The organism is Pseudomonas sp. SWRI179 (assembly GCF_014268705.1).
Lineage (GTDB): Bacteria > Pseudomonadota > Gammaproteobacteria > Pseudomonadales > Pseudomonadaceae > Aquipseudomonas > Aquipseudomonas zanjanensis.
Window position 1 is genome coordinate 58,152 of the sequence record NZ_JABWRA010000028.1, and the last position, 23,635, is coordinate 81,786.

Annotated in this window: 19 protein-coding genes and 2 tRNA genes; 6 read left to right on the forward strand and 15 right to left on the reverse strand. The window is 61.7% G+C overall.

What is annotated here, in order from left to right; translation table 11 throughout:
* The first annotated feature begins 3 nt into the window (after positions 1–3).
* Together pncB and nadE are read left to right on the forward strand one after the other, a co-directional pair.
* On the forward strand, positions 4–1,230 hold the full coding sequence (pncB, locus tag HU767_RS17025) for a nicotinate phosphoribosyltransferase (RefSeq protein WP_186707835.1): 1,227 nt from the start codon (positions 4–6) through the stop codon (positions 1,228–1,230).
* A gap of 4 nt (positions 1,231–1,234) precedes the next feature.
* Positions 1,235–2,062 (forward strand): ammonia-dependent NAD(+) synthetase, encoded by an 828-nt coding sequence (gene nadE / locus HU767_RS17030; protein ID WP_186730055.1) that lies wholly within the window; start codon positions 1,235–1,237, stop codon positions 2,060–2,062.
* A gap of 262 nt (positions 2,063–2,324) precedes the next feature.
* On the opposite strand, the gene azu is transcribed toward nadE, so the two are convergent.
* Positions 2,325–2,771, reverse strand: a complete 447-nt coding sequence (gene azu, locus HU767_RS17035; protein WP_186730056.1) for an azurin — start codon at positions 2,769–2,771, stop codon at positions 2,325–2,327.
* A gap of 341 nt (positions 2,772–3,112) precedes the next feature.
* Between azu and HU767_RS17040 the strand changes: the two genes are divergently transcribed.
* Positions 3,113–3,700 (forward strand): TIGR00730 family Rossman fold protein, encoded by a 588-nt coding sequence (locus tag HU767_RS17040; protein WP_186707841.1) that lies wholly within the window; start codon positions 3,113–3,115, stop codon positions 3,698–3,700.
* A gap of 68 nt (positions 3,701–3,768) precedes the next feature.
* Positions 3,769–3,954 carry a hypothetical protein gene (locus HU767_RS17045; protein WP_186707843.1) on the forward strand — a complete coding sequence of 62 codons (186 nt, stop codon included), beginning with the start codon at positions 3,769–3,771 and terminating at the stop codon, positions 3,952–3,954.
* A gap of 73 nt (positions 3,955–4,027) precedes the next feature.
* Here the strand turns inward: HU767_RS17045 and HU767_RS17050 are convergent, their stop codons facing one another.
* The 14 genes from HU767_RS17050 to rnr form a co-directional block, all read right to left on the reverse strand.
* A complete protein-coding gene (locus HU767_RS17050) occupies positions 4,028–4,405 on the reverse strand; it encodes an NUDIX domain-containing protein (protein WP_186707845.1) in 378 nt (125 codons plus the stop codon).
* A gap of 149 nt (positions 4,406–4,554) precedes the next feature.
* Positions 4,555–5,448 (reverse strand): transglutaminase family protein, encoded by an 894-nt coding sequence (locus HU767_RS17055; RefSeq protein ID WP_186707847.1) that lies wholly within the window; start codon positions 5,446–5,448, stop codon positions 4,555–4,557.
* Complete coding sequence (locus HU767_RS17060) at positions 5,448–7,934, reverse strand: circularly permuted type 2 ATP-grasp protein (protein WP_186730057.1); 2,487 nt, start codon at positions 7,932–7,934, stop codon at positions 5,448–5,450. Before HU767_RS17060 ends, HU767_RS17055 begins: the two co-directional genes overlap by 1 nt.
* A gap of 208 nt (positions 7,935–8,142) precedes the next feature.
* Positions 8,143–11,436, reverse strand: a complete 3,294-nt coding sequence (locus HU767_RS17065) for a transglutaminase family protein (protein WP_186730058.1) — start codon at positions 11,434–11,436, stop codon at positions 8,143–8,145.
* A 174-nt stretch (positions 11,437–11,610) separates the two neighbouring features.
* On the reverse strand, positions 11,611–12,072 hold the full coding sequence (locus HU767_RS17070) for a hypothetical protein (protein ID WP_186707853.1): 462 nt from the start codon (positions 12,070–12,072) through the stop codon (positions 11,611–11,613).
* A complete protein-coding gene (locus HU767_RS17075; RefSeq protein WP_186730059.1) occupies positions 12,069–12,995 on the reverse strand; it encodes an NAD synthetase in 927 nt (308 codons plus the stop codon). The genes HU767_RS17070 and HU767_RS17075 overlap by 4 nt, the downstream gene beginning before the upstream one ends.
* 279 nt (positions 12,996–13,274) lie before the next feature.
* The gene (locus HU767_RS17080) at positions 13,275–15,575 is read right to left on the reverse strand and encodes a YgiQ family radical SAM protein (RefSeq protein WP_186707857.1); all 2,301 of its coding nucleotides are present in this window, start codon (positions 15,573–15,575) and stop codon (positions 13,275–13,277) included.
* Positions 15,576–15,765: 190 nt separating this feature from the next.
* Positions 15,766–17,163, reverse strand: a complete 1,398-nt coding sequence (dnaB, locus tag HU767_RS17085; RefSeq protein ID WP_027911801.1) for a replicative DNA helicase — start codon at positions 17,161–17,163, stop codon at positions 15,766–15,768.
* A gap of 117 nt (positions 17,164–17,280) precedes the next feature.
* On the reverse strand, positions 17,281–17,727 hold the full coding sequence (gene rplI, locus HU767_RS17090) for a 50S ribosomal protein L9 (RefSeq protein ID WP_003186385.1): 447 nt from the start codon (positions 17,725–17,727) through the stop codon (positions 17,281–17,283).
* Between the two features lie 18 nt (positions 17,728–17,745).
* A complete protein-coding gene (locus HU767_RS17095) occupies positions 17,746–18,639 on the reverse strand; it encodes a hypothetical protein (RefSeq protein WP_024618455.1) in 894 nt (297 codons plus the stop codon).
* A gap of 36 nt (positions 18,640–18,675) precedes the next feature.
* A complete protein-coding gene (gene rpsR / locus HU767_RS17100; protein ID WP_002551829.1) occupies positions 18,676–18,906 on the reverse strand; it encodes a 30S ribosomal protein S18 in 231 nt (76 codons plus the stop codon).
* Positions 18,907–18,934: 28 nt separating this feature from the next.
* Positions 18,935–19,363 (reverse strand): 30S ribosomal protein S6, encoded by a 429-nt coding sequence (gene rpsF / locus HU767_RS17105; protein WP_003186395.1) that lies wholly within the window; start codon positions 19,361–19,363, stop codon positions 18,935–18,937.
* A gap of 307 nt (positions 19,364–19,670) precedes the next feature.
* Positions 19,671–20,429 (reverse strand): 23S rRNA (guanosine(2251)-2'-O)-methyltransferase RlmB, encoded by a 759-nt coding sequence (gene rlmB, locus HU767_RS17110; RefSeq protein ID WP_186730060.1) that lies wholly within the window; start codon positions 20,427–20,429, stop codon positions 19,671–19,673.
* Entirely contained in the window at positions 20,426–23,056 is a 2,631-nt protein-coding gene (gene rnr, locus HU767_RS17115) for a ribonuclease R (protein WP_186707859.1), read from the reverse strand. The genes rlmB and rnr overlap by 4 nt, the downstream gene beginning before the upstream one ends.
* A gap of 227 nt (positions 23,057–23,283) precedes the next feature.
* Here rnr and HU767_RS17120 point away from each other — a divergent pair.
* Together HU767_RS17120 and HU767_RS17125 are read left to right on the forward strand one after the other, a co-directional pair.
* A tRNA-Leu gene (locus tag HU767_RS17120) sits at positions 23,284–23,370 on the forward strand.
* A 176-nt stretch (positions 23,371–23,546) separates the two neighbouring features.
* Positions 23,547–23,633 (forward strand) — tRNA-Leu (locus tag HU767_RS17125).
* Positions 23,634–23,635: the final 2 nt, after the last annotated feature.

Here is a 23,635-nt window from a genome sequence, read left to right on the forward strand (position 1 = left end):
CCTATGAGCGAGAGCGTATTTGCCGATCGTATCGTGCAGAACCTGCTCGACACCGACTTCTACAAACTGACGATGATGCAGGCGGTGCTGCACAACTACCCCAACGTCGAAGTCGAGTGGGAGTTCCGTTGCCGCAACAGCGAAGACCTGCGACCGTACCTGGCAGAGATCCGCTTCCAGATCGAGCGCCTGGCGGAGTTGAACCTGAGCGCTGACCAGTTGGGTTTCCTGGAGCGCATCAGCTTCCTCAAGCCGGACTTCCTACGCTTCCTGGGGCTGTTCCGCTTCAACCTGCGCTATGTGCACACCGGCATCGACAACGGCGAGCTGTTCATCCGCCTGCGCGGACCGTGGCTGCATGTGATCCTGTTCGAAGTGCCGCTGTTGGCCATCGTCAGCGAAGTGCGCAATCGCTATCGCTACCGTGAAGTCGTCCTGGAACAGACCCGCGAGCAGCTGTACCGCAAGTTCGACTGGTTGAGCGCCAACGCCAGCGCCGATGAGCTGTCCGAGCTGCAAGTCGCGGATTTCGGCACCCGTCGTCGGTTTTCCTTCCGCGTTCAGGAAGAAGTGGTCAACGTCCTCAAGCACGATTTCCCCGGGCGTTTCGTCGGCACCAGTAACGTCCACCTGTCCCGGGAGCTGGACATGAAACCCCTCGGCACCATGGCCCACGAGTGGATCATGGCCCATCAGCAACTGGGCCCGCGATTGATCGACAGCCAGATCGCCGCCCTCGATTGCTGGGTGCGTGAATACCGAGGCCTGCTGGGTATCGCGCTCACCGATTGCATCACCATGGACGCTTTCCTCAAGGACTTCGATCTGTTCTTCGCCAAGCTGTTCGACGGCTTGCGCCACGACTCGGGCGACCCGGTGATCTGGGCGGAAAAAGCCATCGCCCACTACCACAAGCTCGGCATCGACCCGATGAGCAAGACCCTGGTGTTCTCCGATAGCCTGACATTGCCCAAATGCCTGGAGATTTTTCGGGCGTTGCGTGGTCGCATTAATGTCAGCTTCGGTATCGGCACCCACCTGACCTGCGACATTCCGGGTGTCGAGCCGATGAGCATCGTGCTTAAAATGATCAGCTGTGCCGGGCAACCCGTGGCCAAGATTTCCGATGAGCCCGGCAAGACCCACTGCAAGGACCCGAATTTCGTCGCCTACATGCGACACGTTTTCCAAGTACCTGCCGCCCTTTCAGACGCATCAAGCAAGGAGTGAATTCATGCAAGCCGTACAGCGTGAGATTGCTGAACAGCTCAAGGTCCAGCCACCGTTCGCCAATGACGCCGCCCTCAAGGCCGAAATCGCCCGGCGAGTGAGCTTTATCCAGGATTGCCTGGTCAATTCCGGGCTCAAGTCCCTCGTGCTGGGCATCAGCGGGGGCGTCGACTCGCTGACCGCCGGGCTGCTGGCCCAACGCGCCATGCGCGAACTGCGGGAGAAAACCGGCAACTCGGCCTACAAGTTCATCGCCGTGCGCCTGCCGTACGAAACCCAGTTCGACGAACATGAAGCACAGGCCTGCGTGGACTTCATCGACCCGGACGAGCGCCATACCGTCAACATCGGCCCGGCGGTCAAGGCCTTGGCCGAGCAAGTCGCGGCGTTCGAGGGCAAGGCGGCGGTGTCGCGGGATTTCGTGCTGGGCAATACCAAGGCGCGGATGCGAATGGTGGCGCAGTACACCATCGCCGGGGCCGAGCAGGGCTTGGTGATCGGCACTGACCATGCGGCTGAAGCGGTCATGGGTTTCTTCACCAAGTTCGGTGATGGTGCCTGCGACCTGGCACCGTTGAGCGGCCTGGTGAAAAACCAGGTCCGGGCCATCGCCAGGGATTTTGGCGCGCCGGAATCGCTGGTGGAAAAAGTCCCCACCGCCGACCTTGAAGACCTGTCACCCGGCAAGCCGGATGAAGCCTCCCATGGCGTGACCTACGCCGAGATCGATGCGTTCCTGCACGGCCAACCGGTTCGCGAAGAGGCGGCAAAAATCATTTGTGATACCTATCGCAAGACCGAGCACAAGCGCGTGATGCCGTACGCCCCGTAACCACCGCGACGGTGTGACAATCCCTGTGGGAGCGAGCCTGCTCGCGATTGCGTCGCATCAGCGACATCATTGCTGACTGACACACCGCTTTCGCGAGCAGGCTCGCTCCCACAGGGGGCTTCATCGAATACAAGAGTTGTGTCGGATCAAGCTCAAAATGTGGGAGCGAGCCTGCTCGCGATTGCGGTGGGTCAGCTTGCATGGATGTTGAATGCGCTGACGCCATCGCGAGCAAGCTCGGCTCCCACAGGACAGGCGGTGGTTACTTCAGGGTAACGGTGCCCTTCATCATCGAGATGTGGCCCGGGAACGAGCAGAAGAAGCCGTACTTCTCGGAAGCACTGAGTTTCGACACGTCGAAGGTCACCGAGTCGGTTTCCTTGGCCCCAATGAGTTTGGTGTGGGCGATGACACGAGTATCACCGTCCTTGAGGTAGTTCTTGTCGATACCGGCGCTCAGACCATCGGTGGCGATCGGCTGCATGTCAGCCTCTTTGCTCAGCACCCAGTTATGGCCCATGACGTTTTTTGGCAAATTGCCCGAGTGCGTCAGCTCAACGGTGAACGTCTTGCAGCTCTTGTCGATTTCGATGGCCTTGGTGCTGAAGGACATCTGGTCGGTCGAGTCGATGGTGGTCTTGCACTCCGCTGCCATCAGGTGGCTGCTGGCCAGTGTCAACAGGGATACTGCTACAAGTTTGGCAAACATCGTGAATCTCCAAGGCATGGTTAACAAAATTCCGTCAAAGGAAAAGACTGCCTGATTTTCCGGCAAGTTCCTATGACCTGAGTCAAAGATTGTATACAACTTAAGCCTATCAGCCTGATGGACAGAATCAACCAGCCAGAAGTATGAGGCGGCCCTATGATCAGGCCCATCATCTTCTGGAGCGATCATCATGAACGTCAACAGCCTGCTGTGCAGCTTGCTCGCAGCCTACGCCTGCGGCGCCAGCGGTACCTACGAAAAGCCCCGGCGCGAGGTTTAAGTCCTTTGCGCAACACAGGCCAGGCTTTACTCTGGAGCGGTGACTGACCACGGAGTAAAGCATGTCCATCGCGTCTGTTTGTGTATTTTGCGGCGCCAGCACTGGCACCACTCCCGCGTATCGTGAAGCGGCGCAGGCCCTCGGCCGCGCCTTGGCGGAACGAAAACTGACCCTGGTCTACGGCGGCGGGGCCGTCGGCCTGATGGGGATTGTCGCGGATGCGGCCCTGGCCGCTGGCGGCGAAGTCATCGGCATCATCCCGCAAAGCCTGAAGGACAAGGAAATTGGCCACAGCGGCCTGACCCGCCTGGAAGTGGTGGACGGCATGCACGCCCGCAAGGCGCGCATGGCTGAACTCAGCGATGCCTTCATCGCCCTGCCCGGCGGCCTCGGCACGCTGGAGGAGTTGTTCGAAGTCTGGACGTGGGGCCAGCTCGGCTACCACGGCAAACCGCTGGGGCTGCTGGAAGTGAACGGTTTCTACGGCAAGCTCACCGCTTTTCTCGATCATATCGTCGGCGAAGGCTTCGTCCGCGCGCCCCATCGTGACATGCTGCAAGTGAGCGAATCCGCGCAGAACCTGCTCGATGCCCTGGACGAATGGCAACCGTCCGTGCAGCCAAAGTGGGCCGAACAAAAACCCAGCTAACGGCTCGGCCCCGATACAGGGCAGAATATGCGCCGCTCAACCTCACCTTCGACCCCAGAGGATCGCCCATGGCCAAACCCAATTATTCCTTCGCCAAACGTCAGAGAGACTTGGCCAAGGAGCAGAAGAAAGAGGAAAAGCTCCAGCGCAAGAAAGCAACCGCCGATGAAGCAGCACTGAACCCCGATGCCGAGGGTGAAGTGGCGGCAGACGATGATGTCGATGCACCGAAAGATCAGGCCCCCGACGCCTGACTCCCCCAGGGCCTGATGATCCGATCCGGCCCCCCGGTTTTGTGTCCAGGACCGGCAGCCTCGCTGCCGGCCCTCACAACCTCAGCGCCTTGATAATCGACAGGCGATAACCCGCAGGCAGGTTCACCGGCAATTGGTCCGGCGCGAACAGTCCGATCTCCTTGTGCTCATGACTGATGGTCGGCACGAAACCGCCCAGCAACTGGCAGCGGTACGTGGAGATGAAGACGTGCTTGCCGGCAATGACCTCGAACAGGTACGAATCCAGCGGCTCCCCCACACTCACCTCGACCGCCAGCTCCTCGGCGATCTCCCGCGCCAGGCATTGCGGCGCCGTTTCGCCCAGCTCGATCCGCCCGCCGGGCAGCTCCCACTCATCCCGCTCGTTGAGCATCAGCACAACCAGGCCTTCGGGGGATTGCAGCACGCCTTTGATGGACACCGGGAACATAGCGGGACTCGCTGTTAATGAGTGTTTCCTGTGGCGAGGGAGCTTGCTCCCGCTGGGCCGCGTAGCGGCCCCCCAGGTATTTGAGCGGTTGCTGCGCAACCGAGCGGGAGCAAGCTCCCTCGCCACAGGTATTTCACTGGGCAATTGATTCATGACTCCAGCGGCATCACCGTCACCCGCACTTCGGGATCATGCGTACCGCCCCCCAAGATCACCCCGCGCAACGGCGACACATCGGAAAAATCCCGGCCCCAGGCCAAGGTGATGTGTTCCAGGGCCGGCTGTACGTTATTGGTCGGGTCGAAATCCACCCAACCCAATACCGGGCAATACACCGAGACCCAGGCATGGGACGCATCGGCGCCAATCAGCCGGGGCTGGCCGGGCGGTGGCTGGGTCAGCAGGTAGCCGCTGACGTAACGTGCCGCCAAGCCGCGAGAGCGCACGCAGGCCAGCATCAAGTGGGCGAAGTCCTGGCAAACGCCCCGTCGCCGCTCCAGCACCTCCACCAGCGGCGTCGCCACTTGGGTTGCCTCGGCATCGAAGGTGAACTCCTCGAAAATCTTCTCCATCAACGCTCGAACGCCCACCATCAGCGGTCGCCCTGGCGCAAAGCAGCTCTCGGAAAATTCGACGAAGCTGCGCTTGAGGTGCACGTAGGGTGACTCGAAACGGTAACGGCACGCCTCCAGTACTGGCGCTGCCAGTGGCCGGCCCGTGTAGGTCAGCGCGTTACAAGTCGTCTCCCAGGCCGGGGACAGGTTGAAATCCAGCTCGGGGCGGGCCAGCACCTCGACGCTCAGGCGCGCATTGACCAACAATTCATCATGGGGCCGCTCGAAAGCCAGGCGGGTCAGCGGATTGCCGAACACATCCTGTTCATCGCGCCGGGTCGTCGGTTCCGGACTGATGAGTAACTGCCGCTCAGTACAACGCTGCCAATCACAGGCCCGTGGCCACAGATGGGCAAGCTGCTGGGCCAGGGACACCGGGCTGTCGTAGTGGTAATGGGTGTCGTGGAGAATCTGGTAACGAGCGTTCATCAGACGGACACCGTGCGTTGGCTGACATCATCGACATGGGCGAAATGACGCAAGGCCAGGCGATCGGACACCTGGCCACTGACATCGGCCACTTCCTGCAACAGGTCGGCCAGCCCATCGAGTGCGGCGCGCAGGCTGGCTTCACCGAACAAGGGGTTCTCCAGGCAACGCAGGTCAAAGCGCGACAGGCGTGCGACCAGTTCCGGCAAGGCGGTTTCCCGGGGCGCGGCGAAATCATCGTTCAAGCGCTTGAGGGTGCGGGTCACCAGTTTCAACTGGAAAAGCACCGCGTGGGGGTTCTGTTCGTCCAGCAGCAGCAAGTCCAGCACCGGAATCAACTGGGCCACCGCCAAATAGCGCGAGCGGTAGGTGATGCTGCTGTTTCCCAGTTCCAGCAACCACTCCAGCCCGGCCTGGTCGAAGACCGCATCGCTGCGCAGGAACGCCGCCAGGCTGCTGCTGAGAAACTGCAGGCGCTCCAGGCGCCGGCCGATCATCAGGAAGCGCCAGCCTTCGTCGCGGGTCATGTCGTCCAGGGCGAAGCCGGACAGCGCCGCCAGGGACATCACCAACCGATTGAGAAAGTCCAGCAACTCGCCGAAATCCGCTTCCTCGGTTTCCAGCTCCATGGCTTCGCGCTGCAATTCCACCAGCGCCTGCCAGTTCTCCCGGGACAGCTTGCCGCGCACCTGCGAGGCGGCCCACTGCAAACGCTGGAGGTTGGAACGCAGGCTGAACGACCAATCGTCCCCCAGCAGCGCCGCCAGCAAACGCTCGGGCAGCTCACCCTCTTCGGGCAGCAGCATCAGGCTTTCGCCCAAGGCCACCGCCGATTCCAAGGCCTGCGGATCATCACCGTCGACATAACGCGCCAGCATGATCCGCAACAACCGCGCACTGCCATCGCAACGCTCGCAGTAGCGGCCGAACCAGAACAGGTTTTCCACCACCCGCGAAGGCAGGTACGGATCACGTCGAACCAGGTCATGAACCCCTACGGTTCGCTGGGCCTTCCATTGTTCACCGCCGGGGGCCTGCTCACTCAGCACCCAGGTGTCCTTGCTGGCGCCGCCGCGCTGCATCGACACCACTTCGGCGTCGGCCTCGGCGGCCACCCGGGTCAGGCCACCCGGCAGGACCCGATAATCGTCTTTCCCGGACACGGCATACATGCGCATGCCGATTGCCCTCGGCTGGATCTGGCCATCTTCGGCCTGCCACACCGGCGCCTGGGACAGCTGCGCCAGTTCCTGGGCGACATAGGCATAGGGCCGTGCCTGCATGCGCGCCGCCAGTTGGGCGCGCTGCGCCTCGCTCAGGTCGCGACCGAACACCGGGCTGAAACTCTGGGAGGGAAACGCCGGCTTGATCAACAAGTGCGGCAATTTTTCCAGGGCCTGGGCCAGCACCGGCGGCTCGCCGCACCACCAGGTGGCGATGGACGGCAGCAGCAGTTCTTCGCCGAACAGGTACTGGTTGATCTTCGGCAGGAACCCCAGCAGGCCCGGCGATTCCAGCACGCCACTGCCTAGGGCATTGGCCACCAGCACCCGGCCCTGGCGCACCGCTTCGAGCAAGCCCGGCACGCCGAGGGCCGAATCGGTGCGCAGCTCCAAGGGATCGCAGAAATCGTCGTCGAGCCGGCGCATGATGGCATGGACCCGGCGCAGGCCGCTGAGGGTCTTGAGATAGACCGTGGCGTCGCGGACGGTCAGGTCGCCGCCTTCCACCAGCGGATAGCCCAGTTGGCGCGCCAGGTAAAGATGCTCGAAATAGCTTTCGTTGAACCGCCCCGGTGTCAACAGCACCACCAGCGGCGCCTCGCCGTCGCTGGGCGCCTGTCGCGCCAGGGTTTCCTGCAAGGTGCGAAAAAAACCGGACAGGTGCCGCACCTTGAGGTCGCGGTACAAGTCGGGGAAGGCGCGGGAAACGATCGTGCGGTTTTCCAGCGCGTACCCGGCCCCCGAAGGTGCCTGGGTCCGGTCCGCCGTGACCCACCAGCGACCATCGGGCGTGCGTGCCAGATCCACCGCATACAAGTGCAGGAAGCTGCCGTCCGGCGGCGCGATGCCCTGGCAAGGCCAGAGGAAATTGTTGTGCCCGAAGACCAACTCCGCCGGCAACAGCCCTTCACTGATCAGCCGCTGCGGCCCATACAGGTCGGCCAGCACCGCATTGAGCAGGCGCGCACGCTGGGCGATCCCAGCTTGCAGATGCTTCCATTCCTGCGGGTCGATCACGTGGGGCAACAGGTCCAGTTCCCACGGCCGGTCGGCGCCTTTCGGATCGGCGTAGACGTTGTAGGTCACGCCGTTTTCCTGGATCTGCCGGGCCAGCAGGGCCTGACGCTGCAGCAGCTGGGCCGGCGTGCTGCGCTGCAACTGGTCGAACAGCCGCCGCCAGTGCGCACGCACCGCACCGCTGTCGTCCAGCAATTCGTGATAGGTGCCCGTCGTCAGCGGGTAACGGTCAAGCAGGTCAGGCATGGAAAGCTCGGCAGACAGCAATGAAAGGTGAGACTAGCGCAAGCGCATGACGCCCGGATAGGTGTGTTTGTGTTGGATCCGACCTGGGCTTTGAGACTGCAATCATTGTGGCGAGGGAGCTTGCTCCCGCTGGGTTGCGCAGCAGCCCCAAGATTTTACGGTCGCTGCGCAACCGAGCGGGAGCAAGCTCCCTCGCCACAAGGTCCACCTAGCGCTTTGGCGCCCCTGGAAAACGTCGCAGATCGAGGGTGAGCGGAAACTCGTCATCCACCGCCAGGCTCGGTATCGGCAGTTTCCCCGGTGTATGTCCGAGCCGGAAGAAACGCGCCATGCGCCGGCTCTCGGCCTCGTTGGCGTTCACCGGCAGGCTGTCATAGTTGCGCCCGCCCGGATGGGCCACGTGATACTGGCAGCCGCCCACGGAACGTTGCATCCAGGTGTCGAGCACGTCGAAAACCAACGGCGCATGCACCGGGATGGTCGGTTGCAGGCAGTTGGCCGGTTGCCAGGCACGGAACCGCACCCCGGCGACGAACTCGCCGACCCGACCGGTCGGTTGCAACGGCACCGCAACGCCGTTGCAGGTCAGCAGGTAGCGTTGCGGCGCCAGGCCGCTGAGCTTGACCTGCAAACGCTCCAGGGACGAATCCACATAACGCACGGTGCCGCCCACCGCGCCCTCTTCTCCCAGCACATGCCAAGGTTCGAGGGCTTGGCGCAATTGCAGCTCGATGCCGCTGACCGCGTAATCGCCCACCTTGGGAAAACGGAACTCCAGGTGCGCGGCGAACCACTCGGCCCGCAGCGGGTAGCCGACGGCGTTCAGTTCGTGGATGACGTCGGCAAAATCCTGCTCGATAAAGTGCGGCAACAGGAAGCGGTCATGCAGCTCGGTGCCCCAACGCGCCAGTTTCTCCGGCGCATACGGCTCGCGCCAGAACCGCGCCACCAGTGCCCGCAGCAGTAACTGCTGGGCCAGGCTCATGCGGGCGTGGGGCGGCATCTCGAACGCACGCAACTCCAACAGGCCGAGACGCCCGGTGGCGCCGTCCGGTGAATAGAGCTTGTCGACGCAGAATTCGGCACGGTGGGTGTTGCCGGTCACGTCGATCAACAGGTTGCGCAGCAAGCGGTCCACCAACCACGGCGGGCATTCCTCGCCGGGCTGGGGCATTTGCGCGAAGGCGATTTCCAGCTCGTACAACGCGTCGTTGCGCGCCTCGTCCACGCGGGGCGCCTGGGACGTCGGGCCGATGAACAATCCGGAAAACAAGTAGGACAACGACGGGTGGTTATGCCAGTAACTGATCAGGCTGCGCAGCAGGTCGGGACGCCGCAGGAACGGTGAGTCCGCCGGTGTCGCGCCACCCAGTACGAAATGGTTACCGCCACCGGTGCCGGTGTGCCGGCCATCGATCATGAATTTCTCGGTGGTCAACCGGGTCTGTCGCGCTTCTTCGTACAAAAATTCAGTGCGCTCGACCAGCTCATCCCAGCTTGCCGAGGGCTGCACGTTGACCTCGATCACACCAGGGTCGGGGGTGATGCGGAAATTGCTCAGGCGCGGGTCGCTTGGCGGCTCGTAGCCCTCCAACAGCACCGGACAGTGCAACTCCTCAGCCGTCGCCTCGATGGCACTGACCAGCTCCAGGTAATCCTCGACCCGCTCCAGCGGCGGCATGAACAAGTAAAGCCGGCCTTCGCGGGCCTCGGCACAAAAGGCGGTGCGGGTCAGCCAGTCGGCAGATTTGTCGATCTCCGGGACACGCTCCTGCTCGGCCGCCGACTCGCCGTGACGCGCCAACTGCTCGGTGCCGGGCAGTTCGGGCAAGTCCTGGTTCGGGTCGGTGGGATGGATGAACGGGTACTCGGCCGACGTCACCCAAGGCTGGGACGCCAGCGGCAAGCGATAGCCCAGGGGCGAATCCCCCGGCACCAGGCGACAATGATTGTCCCGCAGGTACCAGCGACCGCTTTGCCATTGATCGCCCTTGGCGGTGCGGGCCAACGGCAGGACCTGGCCGATGACCTTGTCCAGGCCCTGGCTGAAGACCTTGCGCAACCGCGCACGCTCCAAGGCATCCTCCAGGCGCGGGTCTTCGGCCGTGACGTTCGACGGCAACGCACCCTCGCGCCAGAGGTAATAGAAATTATCTTCGTAGGCAGGAAACACGAACCGCGCAGGGATTTTCAAACGCTCGGCAACGCTTGCCAGGAAGCGTCCAGCGAGTTCGCCATCGGCGCCGTAATCTTGCTGCTCGTCGGCGATCAACGCGCTGTTGTGCCAGATCGGCACCCCGTCGCGCCGCCAATAACAGTTCAGCGACCAGCGCGGCAATTGCTCGCCGGGGTACCACTTGCCCTGGCCGAAATGCACCAGCCCCTTGGGCGCGTAGTGGTTGCGCATGCGCTGGAACAGCTCGGCGGAGAGCCGACGCTTGTCCGGCCCAAGTGCCGCGGTGTTCCACTCGGCGCCGTCCGGGTCATCAATGGAGACAAAGGTCGGTTCGCCGCCCATGGTCAGGCGCACGTCGCCCTCCAACAGGTCGGCATCGATCTGCCGCCCCAGGGCCTGGATCGCCAGCCATTGCGCATCGGTGTAAGGCTTGGTTACCCGCGGCGCTTCCCAGACACGCTCGACGGACATTTCGTGGCTGAACTCGCACTCGCACGGTTCCACCAGGCCGCTGATCGGTGCCGCCGAGGACGGATCGGGACTGCACGCCAACGGGATATGGCCTTCACCGGCGAACAACCCGGACGTCGCATCCAGGCCGATCCAGCCGGCACCGGGCAGGTAGACCTCGCACCAGGCATGCAGGTCGGTGAAATCCACGTCGGTGCCGGACGGGCCATCGAGGCTCTTCACGTCGGCGGTCAACTGGATCAGGTAACCGGAGACAAACCGCGCGGCCAAGCCGAGGTTTCGCAGCAACTGGACCAACAACCAGGCCGAGTCGCGGCACGAGCCGGACGCGTGCTCAAGGGTGTGCTCCGGGGTCTGGACACCGGGCTCCATGCGGATCAGGTAGTTGATGTCTTCGCTCAGGCGCTGGTTGAGCGCCACCAGGAAATCCACCGCCGGCAACGGCGTGCGGTCGATGCCCTCCAGATAGGCCTGGAACTTCGGCGTCAATGGCAGGGTTTCCAGGTAAGGCGCCAGCTCCTTGCGTTCGTCAGCCGCGTAGGTGAACGGAATCTTCTCGGCGTAGGGCTCGAGGAAGAAGTCGAACGGATTGAACACCGCCATTTCCGCCAGCAGGTCGACTTCGATCCGCATCTCCCGGGTTTTTTCGGGAAACACCAACCGCGCCAGGTAATTGCCCTGGGGGTCCTGCTGCCAGTTGATGAAATGCTGCTCGGGCGAAACCTTCAGCGCATAGGAAAGGATCCGCGTGCGGCTGTGGGCCGCCGGGCGCAGGCGAACGATCTGCGGGCCGAGTTCGACCGCGCGGTCGTAGCGGTAATGCGTGACGTGATGCAATGCGACATGGATCGACACGACGTGCCTCCTGCGAGCCTGAGCGGTAACGAAAGCGGCGCAAGACTTATGCCATGCAGGCAGGCCGGACACTTTCTTTGTCTACTCAAGGCAGTAGAGCACTAAAAACGCGCGATGCCCGAATTCATCTGCAACGCAATGCACATAAATGCGGCGCTGGCCGTGCGAATTGACTCAACGGCGCGAGCGTGGGGCCTTGGCGGCCTGGATGATAAGTTTGCGTTGGCGGCGAATGTCCACGAGTTTGCCGCGCATTTCCCGATGACGCTTGCTGTTGAGCAGCAAGAGCCCCAGCAGTGGCAGCAGCACCGCGAAGAGGTACGCGCCCTGATGCGGCCCATAAGCGAACGTCGGCAGCACCGCCACCAGACAGGCCAGGAAATACCCCGCCACCCACCAGACCGCCCAGGCGCGCCCGCGAGCGATCAAGAGGTTGCCCAAGACCAGGACGAGCACCAGGACCAAGGTGCCGAGCCCGACATAGTCGGTCCTGGTTGATGGCGCCAGGGCCCGCCAATAAGTGCCCCCGGCCAACGCCAGCAGCGTGGACCCGGAAAAGCAGCCCAGCAGAATCGTCCCCATGAAGACCGGAAAATAACGGGCGAGGAAAGGCTTCAAGGATCCGCCACCGATCATTCCGTGAACTCCTCATACAGGCCAACGGCCACGGTCTTCACATGGCCGCCCCCGGTGTAGCTGCCAATGACGCCCAGGGCACCGCCCAACGAGTCCTTGATTTGCGTCAGGGTCGCGTGGCGGATCTCAGCGGAGGAATAACGCTTGGGCACGGCCCCCGCGCGCTGCTGCAACTTGAGCAGCTTTGCGGTCAGGCTCGGGTCCTTGAGCGTCAACAGCTCCTTGGTCAGCTTGCTGCGCTCCTGCCGATTGAGGCCCTTGAGCAACTGGTACCAACTCTTTCCGGTGCCGGCTGCTTTGTTGGCCTTGAGCAGCCGGACAGTCGTCAGGGCCGAGCCTCCCACACCCACCAGGGAAACCCCGTCAAGAATCGGCGACACGATGTTGTACCAGTCGGCGTCGTTCATCTCATCGTTGCCCGTCGGATTGGTCAGCTCATTGGCCACCCGCATCCCACCAATGACGCATTGCGCGGTACTGGCCGTCGCAGCGGCGGCGCCCAGGGCAACGACAAAGGCACTGGCCCCCGCCGTAAAGGGCACCGCGACGCTGCCACTGAACACCACTACCCAACCAATCACCGCGGCGACACAGGACAAGCCGGCATTGGTTGCTTCAAGCCCGAGCTTGGACTCGCGGGGGCTGCTTTTGACCTGATCGATGAATTGCTGCGGCGCGATGTATTTTTTCGCCTCGCGCAGCACGATGCGCTTGGGTGCGATGCTGCAGATCGGCTTGAATTCACGCAGCGTCACGACGTTGTAGTCGGAATCGACATACACCACACCAGCACCGGCGATGCCAGGATCGGCGTCGATGGCAGCGAACAGCCGTGGCAGGTTGACCTGGCTTTCGATGCGTTGGCGGGCCATGAACTGGGAGAAGCTCAAGTCCATGCCGATGCCCGTTGAAGCGCTGCTCATATGAATCGTCCTTGAGAATCGGAGGGTGAAACGTTATCCACACAGAACCCCTGTGGCGAGGGAGCTTGCTCCCGCTCGGCGGCGAAGCCGTCGTAAACCGGGCGCCACGGTCTATCTGAAACCTTGCATGGGATTGTTTGGGGCCGCTTCGCAGCCCAGCGGGAGCAAGCCCCCTCGCCACAAAGGCTATGCGGGCGCCACGATAACAAACGGCCAGCACCGCCGCTAGAAAGCAAAACGCCAGCACTTAGGCTGGCGTTTTGCGGGGCTGCAAGGCGATCAGCGCGGCACGACGGGCTTGCGCGCTGGTTTCGGTCCTTTGCCCTTGGCGGCATCCTTGCGTTCCTTGGCGGCCTGCTGGTTGCGGGCGAATGCCGCGGCCTTGGCCTGCTCGCGCTTGTCCCATGGGTTGCCACCGTCGCTGGCTCGCGGCGGCAGGCCGGTGTGCTGGGTCAGGATCTTGGTGGTTTCCTTGCCCACCTTGTGGCTGCCGGCTGGCGTCGAGTTCTTGCGACGGGCGCTCTGGTAGCTGTCGGTGGCCGGCTGGTGCAACGGAATCAACTGGTTCTTGCCCGGCCCGATCAGGTCGGCGCGGCCCATGCGGGTCAACGCTTCGCGCAGCATCGGCCAGCCTTTCGGGTCGTGATACCGCAGGAAAGCCTTGTGCAGGCGGCGCTGCTCCTCGCTCTTGACGATGGTCACCCCGTCGCTCTTGTAGGTGACCTTGCGCAGCGGGTTCTTGCCCGAGTGGTACATGGCGGTGGCGGTGGCCATCGGCGACGGATAGAACGCCTGCACCTGGTCGGCCCGGAAGCCGTTGCCCTTGAGCCACAGCGCCAGGTTCATCATGTCTTCGTCGGTGGTGCCCGGGTGGGCGGCGATGAAGTACGGAATCAGGTACTGCTCTTTCCCGGCTTCCTTGGTGTACTTCTCGAACATCCGCTTGAACTTGTCATAGCTGCCGATGCCCGGCTTCATCATCTGGTTGAGCGGACCTTCCTCGGTGTGTTCCGGGGCGATCTTCAGGTAGCCGCCGACGTGGTGGGTCACCAGCTCCTTGACGTATTCCGGCGATTCGACTGCCAGGTCGTAACGCAAGCCAGAGGCAATCAGGATCTTCTTCACCCCAGGCAATGCCCGGGCGCTGCGGTACAGCTGAATCAGCGAAGAATGGTCGGTGTTCAGGTTCGGGCAGATGCCGGGGAACACACAGGACGGCTTGCGGCACGCGGATTCGATTTCCGGGCTCTTGCAGGCAATGCGGTACATGTTCGCGGTCGGCCCGCCGAGGTCGGAAATCACCCCAGTGAAACCTGGAACCTTGTCGCGGATCTCTTCGATCTCGCGAATGATCGACTCTTCGGAACGGTTCTGGATGATCCGGCCTTCGTGCTCGGTGATCGAGCAGAAGGTGCAGCCACCAAAGCAGCCGCGCATGATGTTCACCGAGAAACGGATCATCTCGTAGGCCGGGATCTTCTCCTTGCCGTACGCCGGATGGGGAACACGTGCGTAAGGCATGCCAAACACGTAGTCCATTTCTTCAGTGGTCATCGGAATGGGCGGCGGGTTGAACCAGACGTCGACTTCGCCGTGCTTCTGCACCAGGGCGCGGGCGTTGCCCGGGTTGGTTTCCAGATGCAGCACGCGGTTGGCGTGGGCATAGAGCACCGCGTCGCCACGGACCTTTTCCACCGATGGCAGGCGGATGACGGTCTTGTCGCGGGTCATTTTCGGGCTCGCCAGGATCTGCACGACCTTGGCTTCACTTGGATCTTCAACCGGACCTTTTTCCTGCTCGATGGCGCAGGCAGCGGTATCTTGGGTATTCACGTACGGGTTGATGATCTTGTCGATCTTGCCCGGACGGTCGATGCGCGTGGAATCGACTTCGTACCAGCCTTGCGGCGTGTCACGGCGGATAAACGCGGTGCCACGCACATCGGTGATGTCTTCGATCTTGTGGCCATAGGACAAGCGCTGGGCGACTTCGACAATCGCCCGCTCGGCGTTGCCGTAGAGCAGGATGTCGGCGCAGGCGTCGATCAGGATCGAGTTGCGCACCCGGTCCTGCCAGTAATCATAGTGGGCGATGCGGCGCAGGGACGCTTCGATGCCGCCGAGCACGATCGGTACATGCTTGTAGGCTTCCTTGCAGCGCTGGCTGTAGACCAGGCTCGCACGGTCCGGCCGCTTGCCCGCCAAACCGCCCGGGGTGTAAGCGTCGTCGGAGCGGATTTTCTTGTCGGCGGTGTAGCGGTTGATCATCGAGTCCATGTTGCCGGCCGCGACGCCGAAAAACAGGTTGGGCTCGCCAAGCTTCATGAAGTCGTCTTTGGACTGCCAGTTCGGCTGGGCAATGATCCCGACACGGAAGCCCTGGGCCTCCAGCAAACGGCCAATGATCGCCATGCCGAACGACGGGTGATCGACGTAGGCATCACCGGTGACGATGATGATGTCGCACGAATCCCAGCCGAGCTGATCCATCTCCTCCCTGCTCATGGGCAGGAACGGCGCCGGGCCGAAACATTCGGCCCAGTACTTGGGATAGTCAAATAACGGCTTGGCTGCTTGCATGTCGATGACCGGTATAAAGGATGAAAAATCGCGGGCGCGGAATATAGCACAAAAAATAACCAATTCCGACGACTATGGTCGGAAATCGGCGGTCCCTCTGTGGGAGCGGGCTTGCTCGCGAAAGCGGCGTGTCAGTTGACATTGAAGTGGTCTGGCACACCGCCTTCGCGAGCAAGCCCGCTCCCACAAGTTATTCGTCATCATCAAAATTGTAGCTACCCGGCGCCAGGTTTTCGAAACGCGTGTATTTGCCGATGAACGCCAGGCGGATAAAGCCGATCGGGCCGTTCCGCTGCTTGCCGATGATGATTTCGGCGATACCCTTGTGTTCGGTCTCGGGGTGATACACCTCGTCCCGGTAGACGAACATGATCACGTCGGCGTCCTGCTCGATCGCTCCGGATTCCCGCAAGTCGGAGTTCACCGGGCGTTTGTTGGGGCGCTGTTCCAGGGAACGGTTCAACTGGGACAGGGCCACCACCGGGCAGTTGAATTCCTTGGCCAGGGCCTTGAGGGAACGGGAGATCTCGGAAATCTCGTTGGTCCGGTTGTCACCGCTGGAACCGGGGATCTGCATCAATTGCAGGTAGTCGATCATGATCAGCGCAATGTCGCCGTGCTCACGCACCAGGCGCCGGGTCCGGGCGCGCATTTCCGACGGGCTGATGCCCGCCGTATCATCGATGAACAGCTTGCGGTCGTTGAGCAGGTTGACCGCCGAGGTGAGGCGCGGCCAGTCGTCGTCTTCCAGTTGGCCGGAACGGACCTTGGTCTGGTCGATACGCCCCAGGGACGAGAGCATACGCATGATCAGCGATTCGCCTGGCATCTCGAGGGAATACACCAGCACCGCCTTGTCGCTGCGCAGCACGGCGTTTTCCACCAGGTTCATCGCAAAGGTGGTCTTACCCATGGACGGTCGGCCGGCGACGATGATCAGGTCGGACGGTTGCAGGCCGCTGGTCTTCTCGTCGAGGTCGGTGTAGCCGGTGGACAGGCCGGTGATGGCGTTGTCGGTGTTGAACAAGGTGTCGATGCGGTCGATGGCCTTGGTCAGCAGGTCGTTGACGCTCACCGGGCCGCCGGTTTTCGGCCGGGCCTCGGCGATCTGGAAGATCTGCCGCTCGGCTTCGTCAAGGATCTCGGCGGCAGTGCGGCCTTCCGGGTTGAAGGCACTGTCGGCGATCTCGGTGCTGATGCCGATCAACTGGCGCAAGGTCGCCCGCTCGCGCACGATCTGGGCATAAGCCTTGATGTTGGCGACCGACGGCGTATTTTTCGCCAGTTCACCCAGGTAACCCAGGCCACCGACCTGGGACGTCTGCCCTTCCTTGTCCAATTGCTCGGCCAGGGTCACGACGTCGATCGGCATGTTCTGATCGGCCAGACGGGCGATCGCACGGAAAATCAGGCGGTGGTCATGCCGGTAGAAATCGCCATCGGAGACTTGATCGAGCACACGTTCCCAGGCGTTGTTATCCAACATCAGGCCGCCCAGCACGGCCTGTTCGGCCTCGATGGAATGCGGAGGCACCTTCAGGGCAGCGGTTTGCAGATCGTATTGCTCGGGGGCGGTGATTTCGTTCATGGCCACGTCTGGTTATGAAAATCAGGAATTGCAGAAAGACAAAGGGCACGACCTGTAAACAGGATCGTGCCCGATGTTACCGGCAAGCACCCAAGGGTGCCAGCCGACAGGTGTTGCTTAGGCTGCTACCACGACAACGCGTACGGTGGCTTCAACTTCGGCGTGCAGGTGCACGGCTACGTCGAATTCGCCTACGTTGCGGATGGTGCCGTTCGGCAGACGAACTTCGCTTTTCGCAACTTCAACGCCGGAGGCGGTCAGTGCGTCAGCAATGTCGTGAGTACCGATCGAACCGAACAGCTTGCCTTCGTCGCCAGCGGTGGCAGTGATGGTCACTTCCAGCTCGGCCAGTTGGGCAGCACGGCTTTCAGCCGATGCTTTACGGTCTGCGGCGGCTTTTTCCAGCTCAGCGCGACGCTCTTCGAACGCAGCCAGGTTGGCAGCGGTCGCAGCGGTGGCTTTGCCGAAAGGCAGCAGGTAGTTACGACCGTAGCCGGCCTTAACGTTTACTTTATCGCCCAGGTTGCCCAGGTTGGCGATTTTTTCCAGAAGGATCAGTTGCATGTGAAAATCCTCTAACTTTTAACCTTCACCGTTCGCGTTGTCGGCGTCTTTCGGCGCCATACGACCGCGAAAATCAATCAGGCTGTCGACGATGGCCAAGACCACCAGCAACGGATAGATCAGTTGCATGAACAGCAACAACGTGACGTACAACCCCACCAGCCAGAACCTGGCCAGTCGCTTTTGCGCCACCAGCCCGTGAATCAGGGCCAGGGCGGCAAAGACCAGCGGTACACTGCACAACGGCGTGAGCATCGCCATCTGCGGACCGAAGTTCGGCCCCAGAAGCATGCCCGCCAACAGCAACATCGCCAGCCCAAGCGGGAAACGGATGGCGCGAAACTCGCGACCAAAACCACCCGGGTTGTACAACAACGCCTGCCAGTAGCGCCCGATAACCAGGCTCAGCACACTGACGATTTGCAACAAGGCCGCAATCAGTCCGGTCAGGACGGGGGCGATCAGGGACGCGAAACGCGCCTGCTCTTCTACCGACATCTGCTGGTAGAGATCACCGAGCGCCTCGGGCAGGATTTTTATCAAAGCCTGCGACAGCATCTCGATCTGGGGTGCGAAAGCCACCCCGAGCACCACTGAAAACACCACGCCTATCGCTATGCTGACCAGCAGCACGCGGTTCCAGGATTCGCTAGCGCGCAACACCAACGCCAGCGCCGAAGTCCCCAGCAGCACCATGACTGCACGCGGGTCCGCGGAATACAGCCACCAGAGCAAGGCCGGCAGCAGTCCTAGAGCAAGAACGCCCAAGGCGTCCCTCAATCCGCGCCGCAGGAGTACAAGACTCCCGGCGGCAGCACCCAACCAATACAACAACGGCAATGCCGCGCATCCAGCCACTACCAGAGTGGCCTGCATACGACCGCGCATGATGAACTCAGCTAAGGCGCGCATGCATTCAATCCCTTACTACTCGTCGACTGCCCGGTCTCAGCGGCCGTGGCTGTCGGTGTAGGCCAGCAGGGCCAGGAAGCGGGCGCGCTTGATAGCGGTGGCCAGCTGACGCTGATAACGAGCTTTGGTACCGGTGATACGGCTTGGAACGATTTTGCCGGTCTCGGATACGTAGGCTTTCAGAGTGTTGAGATCTTTGTAATCGATCTCTTTCACGTCTTCAGCGGTGAAGCGGCAGAATTTACGACGACGGAAGAAACGTGCCATGTGATTGGCTCCTTAAAAGGTCCGTGGATTACTCGTCAGCGTTATCGCTGTTGTCGCTGTCGCTATCGCTGTCATCGCCATCGGCGCTGTCAGAGTGCTCAGGACGGTCGCGACGCTCACGGCGCTCACTGCGGTTTTCTTCAGCCTTGAGCATCTCGGATTGGCCAGTGACGGCTTCTTCGCGACGGATGACCAGGTTACGGATCACTGCATCGTTGTAGCGGAAGTTGTCTTCCAGCTCGGCCAGGGCCTTGCCAGTGCACTCAACGTTCAGCATCACGTAGTGAGCCTTGTGAACATTGTTGATTGCGTAGGCCAGTTGACGACGGCCCCAATCTTCCAGACGGTGGATTTTGCCGCCGTCTTCTTCGATCAGCTTGGTGTAACGCTCAACCATGCCGCCGACTTGCTCGCTTTGATCCGGGTGGACCAAAAAGATGATTTCGTAATGACGCATGAATGCTCCTTACGGGTTGTAGCCTGCCGCTCAAAAACGGTCAGACAAGGAGTGAATGACACTTATGGACTTGAGGACGCTAGACACATAAGTGCCTGCCATCACAGCAAGGGGCGCAATTGTAGAGAAGGGGCGAAGGCGGCGCAAGGCAATTGGCGATTATTTGAACAACCGCTGATTTCCACCTCAACACAAAACAATGTGGGAGCGGGCTTGCTCGCGAAAGCGGTCCGACATTCAACATATTTGCCGAATGACACTCCGCTTTCGCGAGCAAGCCCGCTCCCACAATTGATTTACGCCTGGATCAAGGCTTTTTGGCGGCAGCCTTGACGCTACGCTGGCGCAGCGCCTCGAACAGGCACACGCCGGTCGCGACCGAAACGTTGAGACTGCTGACGCTACCGGCCATCGGCAACTTGACCAAATAGTCGCAATGCTCGCGGGTCAGGCGGCGCATGCCCTTGCCTTCGGCGCCCATGATCAGGATCGTCGGGCCCGTCAGGTCCTGGTCATAGATGCTGACCTCGGCCTCGCCCGCCGTACCGACGACCCACAGGCCGCGCTGCTGGAGTTTTTCCAGGGTGCGCGCCAGGTTGGTCACCGCCACCAACGGAATCACTTCCGCCGCGCCGCAAGCGACTTTACGCACCACCGGCGTCAACGTCGCCGACTTGTCCTTGGGCACGATGACCGCCAATGCTCCGGCGGCATCCGCCGAACGCAGGCAGGCGCCGAGATTGTGGGGATCGGTCACACCGTCCAGCACCAGCAACAGCGGCGCGCCTTCGGTACGGTCGAGCAGCTCGTCGAGCATGGCTTCGCCCCAGACCTGGCTCGGACTGACGTCCGCGACCACGCCTTGGTGAACGCCCTCGACCCACGCGTCCATTTCACGACGCTCGGCCTGGCCGATGGCAACCTTGTTTTGGGTAGCCAGTTCGACCAGCGCTTGCACACGCGGCTCGCTGCGACCTTCCGCCAACCACACTTGCTTGACACGCTTGGGGTGGTGACGCAGCAGGGCTTCTACGGCGTGCACGCCGTAGATTTTTTCCAGACTCATGACTTGGCCTTAGGTTTGCGCGACCCGCCGCTTTTCGCGGGGGCCGAACCCGCTTTTGGCGGGCCTTTACGGTGTTTGCTTGGCTTGCTCGACGACTTTTCCGCCCCGTGGGACTTTCCCCCAGACGCCGCTTTACCACCGCTCTTGGCTTCGTTGAGCAACTGCTGCTTCAACTCGCGACTCTTGCGCAGTTCGGCGTTTTTCGCCGCTGCGTCGCTGGGGCGGTAGGCTTCGGGGGCCTTGTCCTTGGTAGACGAACGGCGACCAGCCTTGGCTGGCTCAGGCGCTGCGGTTTTTGCCGGGGCACCCTTGCCCTTGCTCGCAGGCGCCGCGGTCTCGCTGCCGCGCTTTTTACGGCCAGTCGGCGCTTCGGCCGGCTTGTCGGACATTCCGAAGTCGATCTTGCGCTCGTCGAGGTCGACGCGCATGACCTGCACTTCCACGGTGTCGCCCAGGCGGAAGCTGCGACCGGTGCGCTCGCCCGCCAAGCGGTGATGCACAGGATCAAAGTGGTAGTAATCACCCGGCAAGGCGGTGACGTGCACCAGGCCCTCGACATAGATATCGGTCAGCTCGACGAACAGACCAAAGCCGGTCACTGCCGTGATCACGCCAGGGAACGACTCGCCCACGCGATCCTTCATGAACTCGCACTTGAGCCAGTTCACCACGTCGCGGGTCGCTTCGTCGGCACGGCGCTCGCTCATGGAGCACTGCTCGCCCAACTGTTCCAGGGCCGCCTCGTCGTACGGATAGATCCGTGCCTTCGGAATGGTCATGGCACCGGCGCGCTTGACGTGCGGGGTGTTCTGCTTGGAATGGATCACGCTGCGGATCGCGCGGTGCGTGAGCAGGTCCGGATAACGACGGATCGGCGAGGTGAAGTGGGTGTACGCCTCGTAATTCAGACCGAAGTGGCCCTGGTTGTCGGCGCTGTACACCGCCTGGCTCAGGGAGCGCAGCATCACGGTCTGGATCACATGGTAATCCGGACGATCCTTGATGCTGGCCAGCAGTGCCTGGTAGTCCTTCGGCGTCGGACCGTCCTTGCCTTTGTGCAGGGACAGGCCGAGCTCGCCGAGGAAGGCGCGCAGTTTTTCCAGGCGCTCCGGCGGCGGGCCGTCGTGCACGCGGTACAACGCCGGAATCTCGTGTTTCTTGAGGAATTCGGCAGTGGCCACGTTGGCCGCCAGCATGCACTCTTCGATCAGCTTGTGCGCATCGTTACGGGTGGTCGGGGTGATCGCGGCGATCTTGCGCTCGGAACCGAAGACAATCCGGGTTTCCTGGGTCTCGAAATCGATCGCGCCACGCACGTGACGGGCACCCAGCAACACCTTGTACAGCGCGTACAGTTGCTTGAGGTGCGGCACCACGCCAGCGTATTCGGTACGCAGGGCCTTGGCTTCACTGGTCTTCGGCGTTTCCAGGATGGTGCTGACCTTGTTGTAGGTCAGGCGCGCCTGGGAGTGGATCACCGCTTCGTAGAACTGGTAGTCGGTCATTTCGCCGGTTTTGGAGATGGTCATCTCGCACACCATGGCCAAACGGTCGACTTTCGGGTTCAGCGAGCACAGGCCGTTGGACAGCTGCTCAGGCAGCATCGGGATCACGCGCTCAGGGAAATACACGGAGTTGCCGCGCACCTGGGCTTCGTTATCCAGGGCCGAACCGATCTTCACGTAGCTGGACACGTCGGCAATCGCGACGAACAACTTCCAGCCGCCGGAGAACAGGCGCAGCTTGCCGGGCTTGGCTTCGCAGTACACCGCATCGTCGAAGTCGCGGGCATCTTCGCCGTCGATGGTGACGAACGGCAGATGGCGCAAGTCGATGCGTTTTTCTTTATCTTTCTCTTCGACTTCCGGCTTGAGCTTGGCGGCTTCCTTGAGCACAGCGTCGGGCCAGACGTGAGGAATGTCGTAGGTGCGCAACGCAACGTCGATCTCCATGCCCGGCGCCATGTAGTTGCCGACCACTTCAACGATATCGCCCTGTGGCTGGAAGCGCGCAGTGGGCCAGTGGGTGATTTTCACCTCGACGAACTGACCCACCTTCGCGGCGCCATTACGGCCCGGGGTAATCAGCACTTCCTGCTGGACCTTCGGGTTATCCGGCACAACGAAACCGATGCCGCCTTCTTCGAAGTAACGGCCAACGATACTTTCATGGGCGCGGGACACCACTTCGACGATCACGCCTTCACGGCGACCGCGGCGGTCCAGGCCGGACACACGAGCCAGGGCCCGGTCACCGTCGAACACCAGGCGCATTTGCGCCGGGCTCATGAACAGGTCGTCGCTGCCATCGTCCGGGATCAGGAAGCCGAAGCCGTCACGGTGACCGGCGATGCGGCCGAGGATCAGGTCGAGCTTGTCCACCGGCGCATAGGTGCCGCGCCGGGTGTAGATCAGTTGAGCGTCGCGCTCCATGGCGCGCAGACGGCGGCGCAGGGCTTCGAGTTGGTCCTCGGTGGTCAGACCGAACTCTTCGACCAACTGCTCGCGGCTAGCAGGCGAACCCCGATCGGCGAGATGCGCCAGGATCAGTTCACGGCTAGGAATAGGGTTTTCATATTTTTCCGCTTCACGAGCGGCCTCGGGATCGAGGGACTGCCAATCGGCCATTAGAGAGTTTTCACCTTGTCTATATGCGGGTTAGTTTGGCATAGGCTTAATGAAACGGGAAATTTCAAGCATTCGATAGCGTTTCCAGCGTCATTTGGCCAGCCCTTTGGCACCCCGGGAAGCACCGCTCGTGAAATTTAGCGGTTTTTTTCTCCGCAGGGGTTTACAGTTAAAAACACGCTCCGTATAGTGCGCGCCATCGACGACGTACACACGTTGCCGATACTGCCCAGATGGTGAAATTGGTAGACACGCCAGCTTCAGGTGCTGGTGACCGCAAGGTCGTGGAAGTTCGAGTCTTCTTCTGGGCACCAATTTCGAGCAGCAGGTCAATGGCTTGCAAGCTCAACAAAAACCCGCGAAAGCGGGTTTTTGCATTTCTGCCCCTTGGATTTGCGCCTGGCAATTACTAAAACAAAAACAGGGGTTTACAGATCAAAACGCGCTCCGTATAGTGCGCGACATCAACAGCGGCAACGCTGAAGATGCTGCCCAGATGGTGAAATTGGTAGACACGCCAGCTTCAGGTGCTGGTGACCGCAAGGTCGTGGAAGTTCGAGTCTTCTTCTGGGCACCAAT

What these genes read in the sequence shown, in the direction of transcription:
- pncB (WP_186707835.1), top strand. Translation starts at nt 4, where the DNA reads ATGAGCGAGAGCGTATTTGCCGATCGTATCGTGCAGAACCTGCTCGAC.
- nadE (WP_186730055.1), top strand. Translation starts at nt 1,235, where the DNA reads ATGCAAGCCGTACAGCGTGAGATTGCTGAACAGCTCAAGGTCCAGCCA.
- azu (WP_186730056.1), bottom strand. Translation starts at nt 2,771, where the DNA reads ATGTTTGCCAAACTTGTAGCAGTATCCCTGTTGACACTGGCCAGCAGC.
- HU767_RS17040 (WP_186707841.1), top strand. Translation starts at nt 3,113, where the DNA reads ATGTCCATCGCGTCTGTTTGTGTATTTTGCGGCGCCAGCACTGGCACC.
- HU767_RS17045 (WP_186707843.1), top strand. Translation starts at nt 3,769, where the DNA reads ATGGCCAAACCCAATTATTCCTTCGCCAAACGTCAGAGAGACTTGGCC.
- HU767_RS17050 (WP_186707845.1), bottom strand. Translation starts at nt 4,405, where the DNA reads ATGTTCCCGGTGTCCATCAAAGGCGTGCTGCAATCCCCCGAAGGCCTG.
- HU767_RS17055 (WP_186707847.1), bottom strand. Translation starts at nt 5,448, where the DNA reads ATGAACGCTCGTTACCAGATTCTCCACGACACCCATTACCACTACGAC.
- HU767_RS17060 (WP_186730057.1), bottom strand. Translation starts at nt 7,934, where the DNA reads ATGCCTGACCTGCTTGACCGTTACCCGCTGACGACGGGCACCTATCAC.
- HU767_RS17070 (WP_186707853.1), bottom strand. Translation starts at nt 12,072, where the DNA reads ATGATCGGTGGCGGATCCTTGAAGCCTTTCCTCGCCCGTTATTTTCCG.
- HU767_RS17075 (WP_186730059.1), bottom strand. Translation starts at nt 12,995, where the DNA reads ATGAGCAGCGCTTCAACGGGCATCGGCATGGACTTGAGCTTCTCCCAG.
- HU767_RS17080 (WP_186707857.1), bottom strand. Translation starts at nt 15,575, where the DNA reads ATGCAAGCAGCCAAGCCGTTATTTGACTATCCCAAGTACTGGGCCGAA.
- dnaB (WP_027911801.1), bottom strand. Translation starts at nt 17,163, where the DNA reads ATGAACGAAATCACCGCCCCCGAGCAATACGATCTGCAAACCGCTGCC.
- rplI (WP_003186385.1), bottom strand. Translation starts at nt 17,727, where the DNA reads ATGCAACTGATCCTTCTGGAAAAAATCGCCAACCTGGGCAACCTGGGC.
- HU767_RS17095 (WP_024618455.1), bottom strand. Translation starts at nt 18,639, where the DNA reads ATGCGCGCCTTAGCTGAGTTCATCATGCGCGGTCGTATGCAGGCCACT.
- rpsR (WP_002551829.1), bottom strand. Translation starts at nt 18,906, where the DNA reads ATGGCACGTTTCTTCCGTCGTCGTAAATTCTGCCGCTTCACCGCTGAA.
- rpsF (WP_003186395.1), bottom strand. Translation starts at nt 19,363, where the DNA reads ATGCGTCATTACGAAATCATCTTTTTGGTCCACCCGGATCAAAGCGAG.
- rlmB (WP_186730060.1), bottom strand. Translation starts at nt 20,429, where the DNA reads ATGAGTCTGGAAAAAATCTACGGCGTGCACGCCGTAGAAGCCCTGCTG.
- rnr (WP_186707859.1), bottom strand. Translation starts at nt 23,056, where the DNA reads ATGGCCGATTGGCAGTCCCTCGATCCCGAGGCCGCTCGTGAAGCGGAA.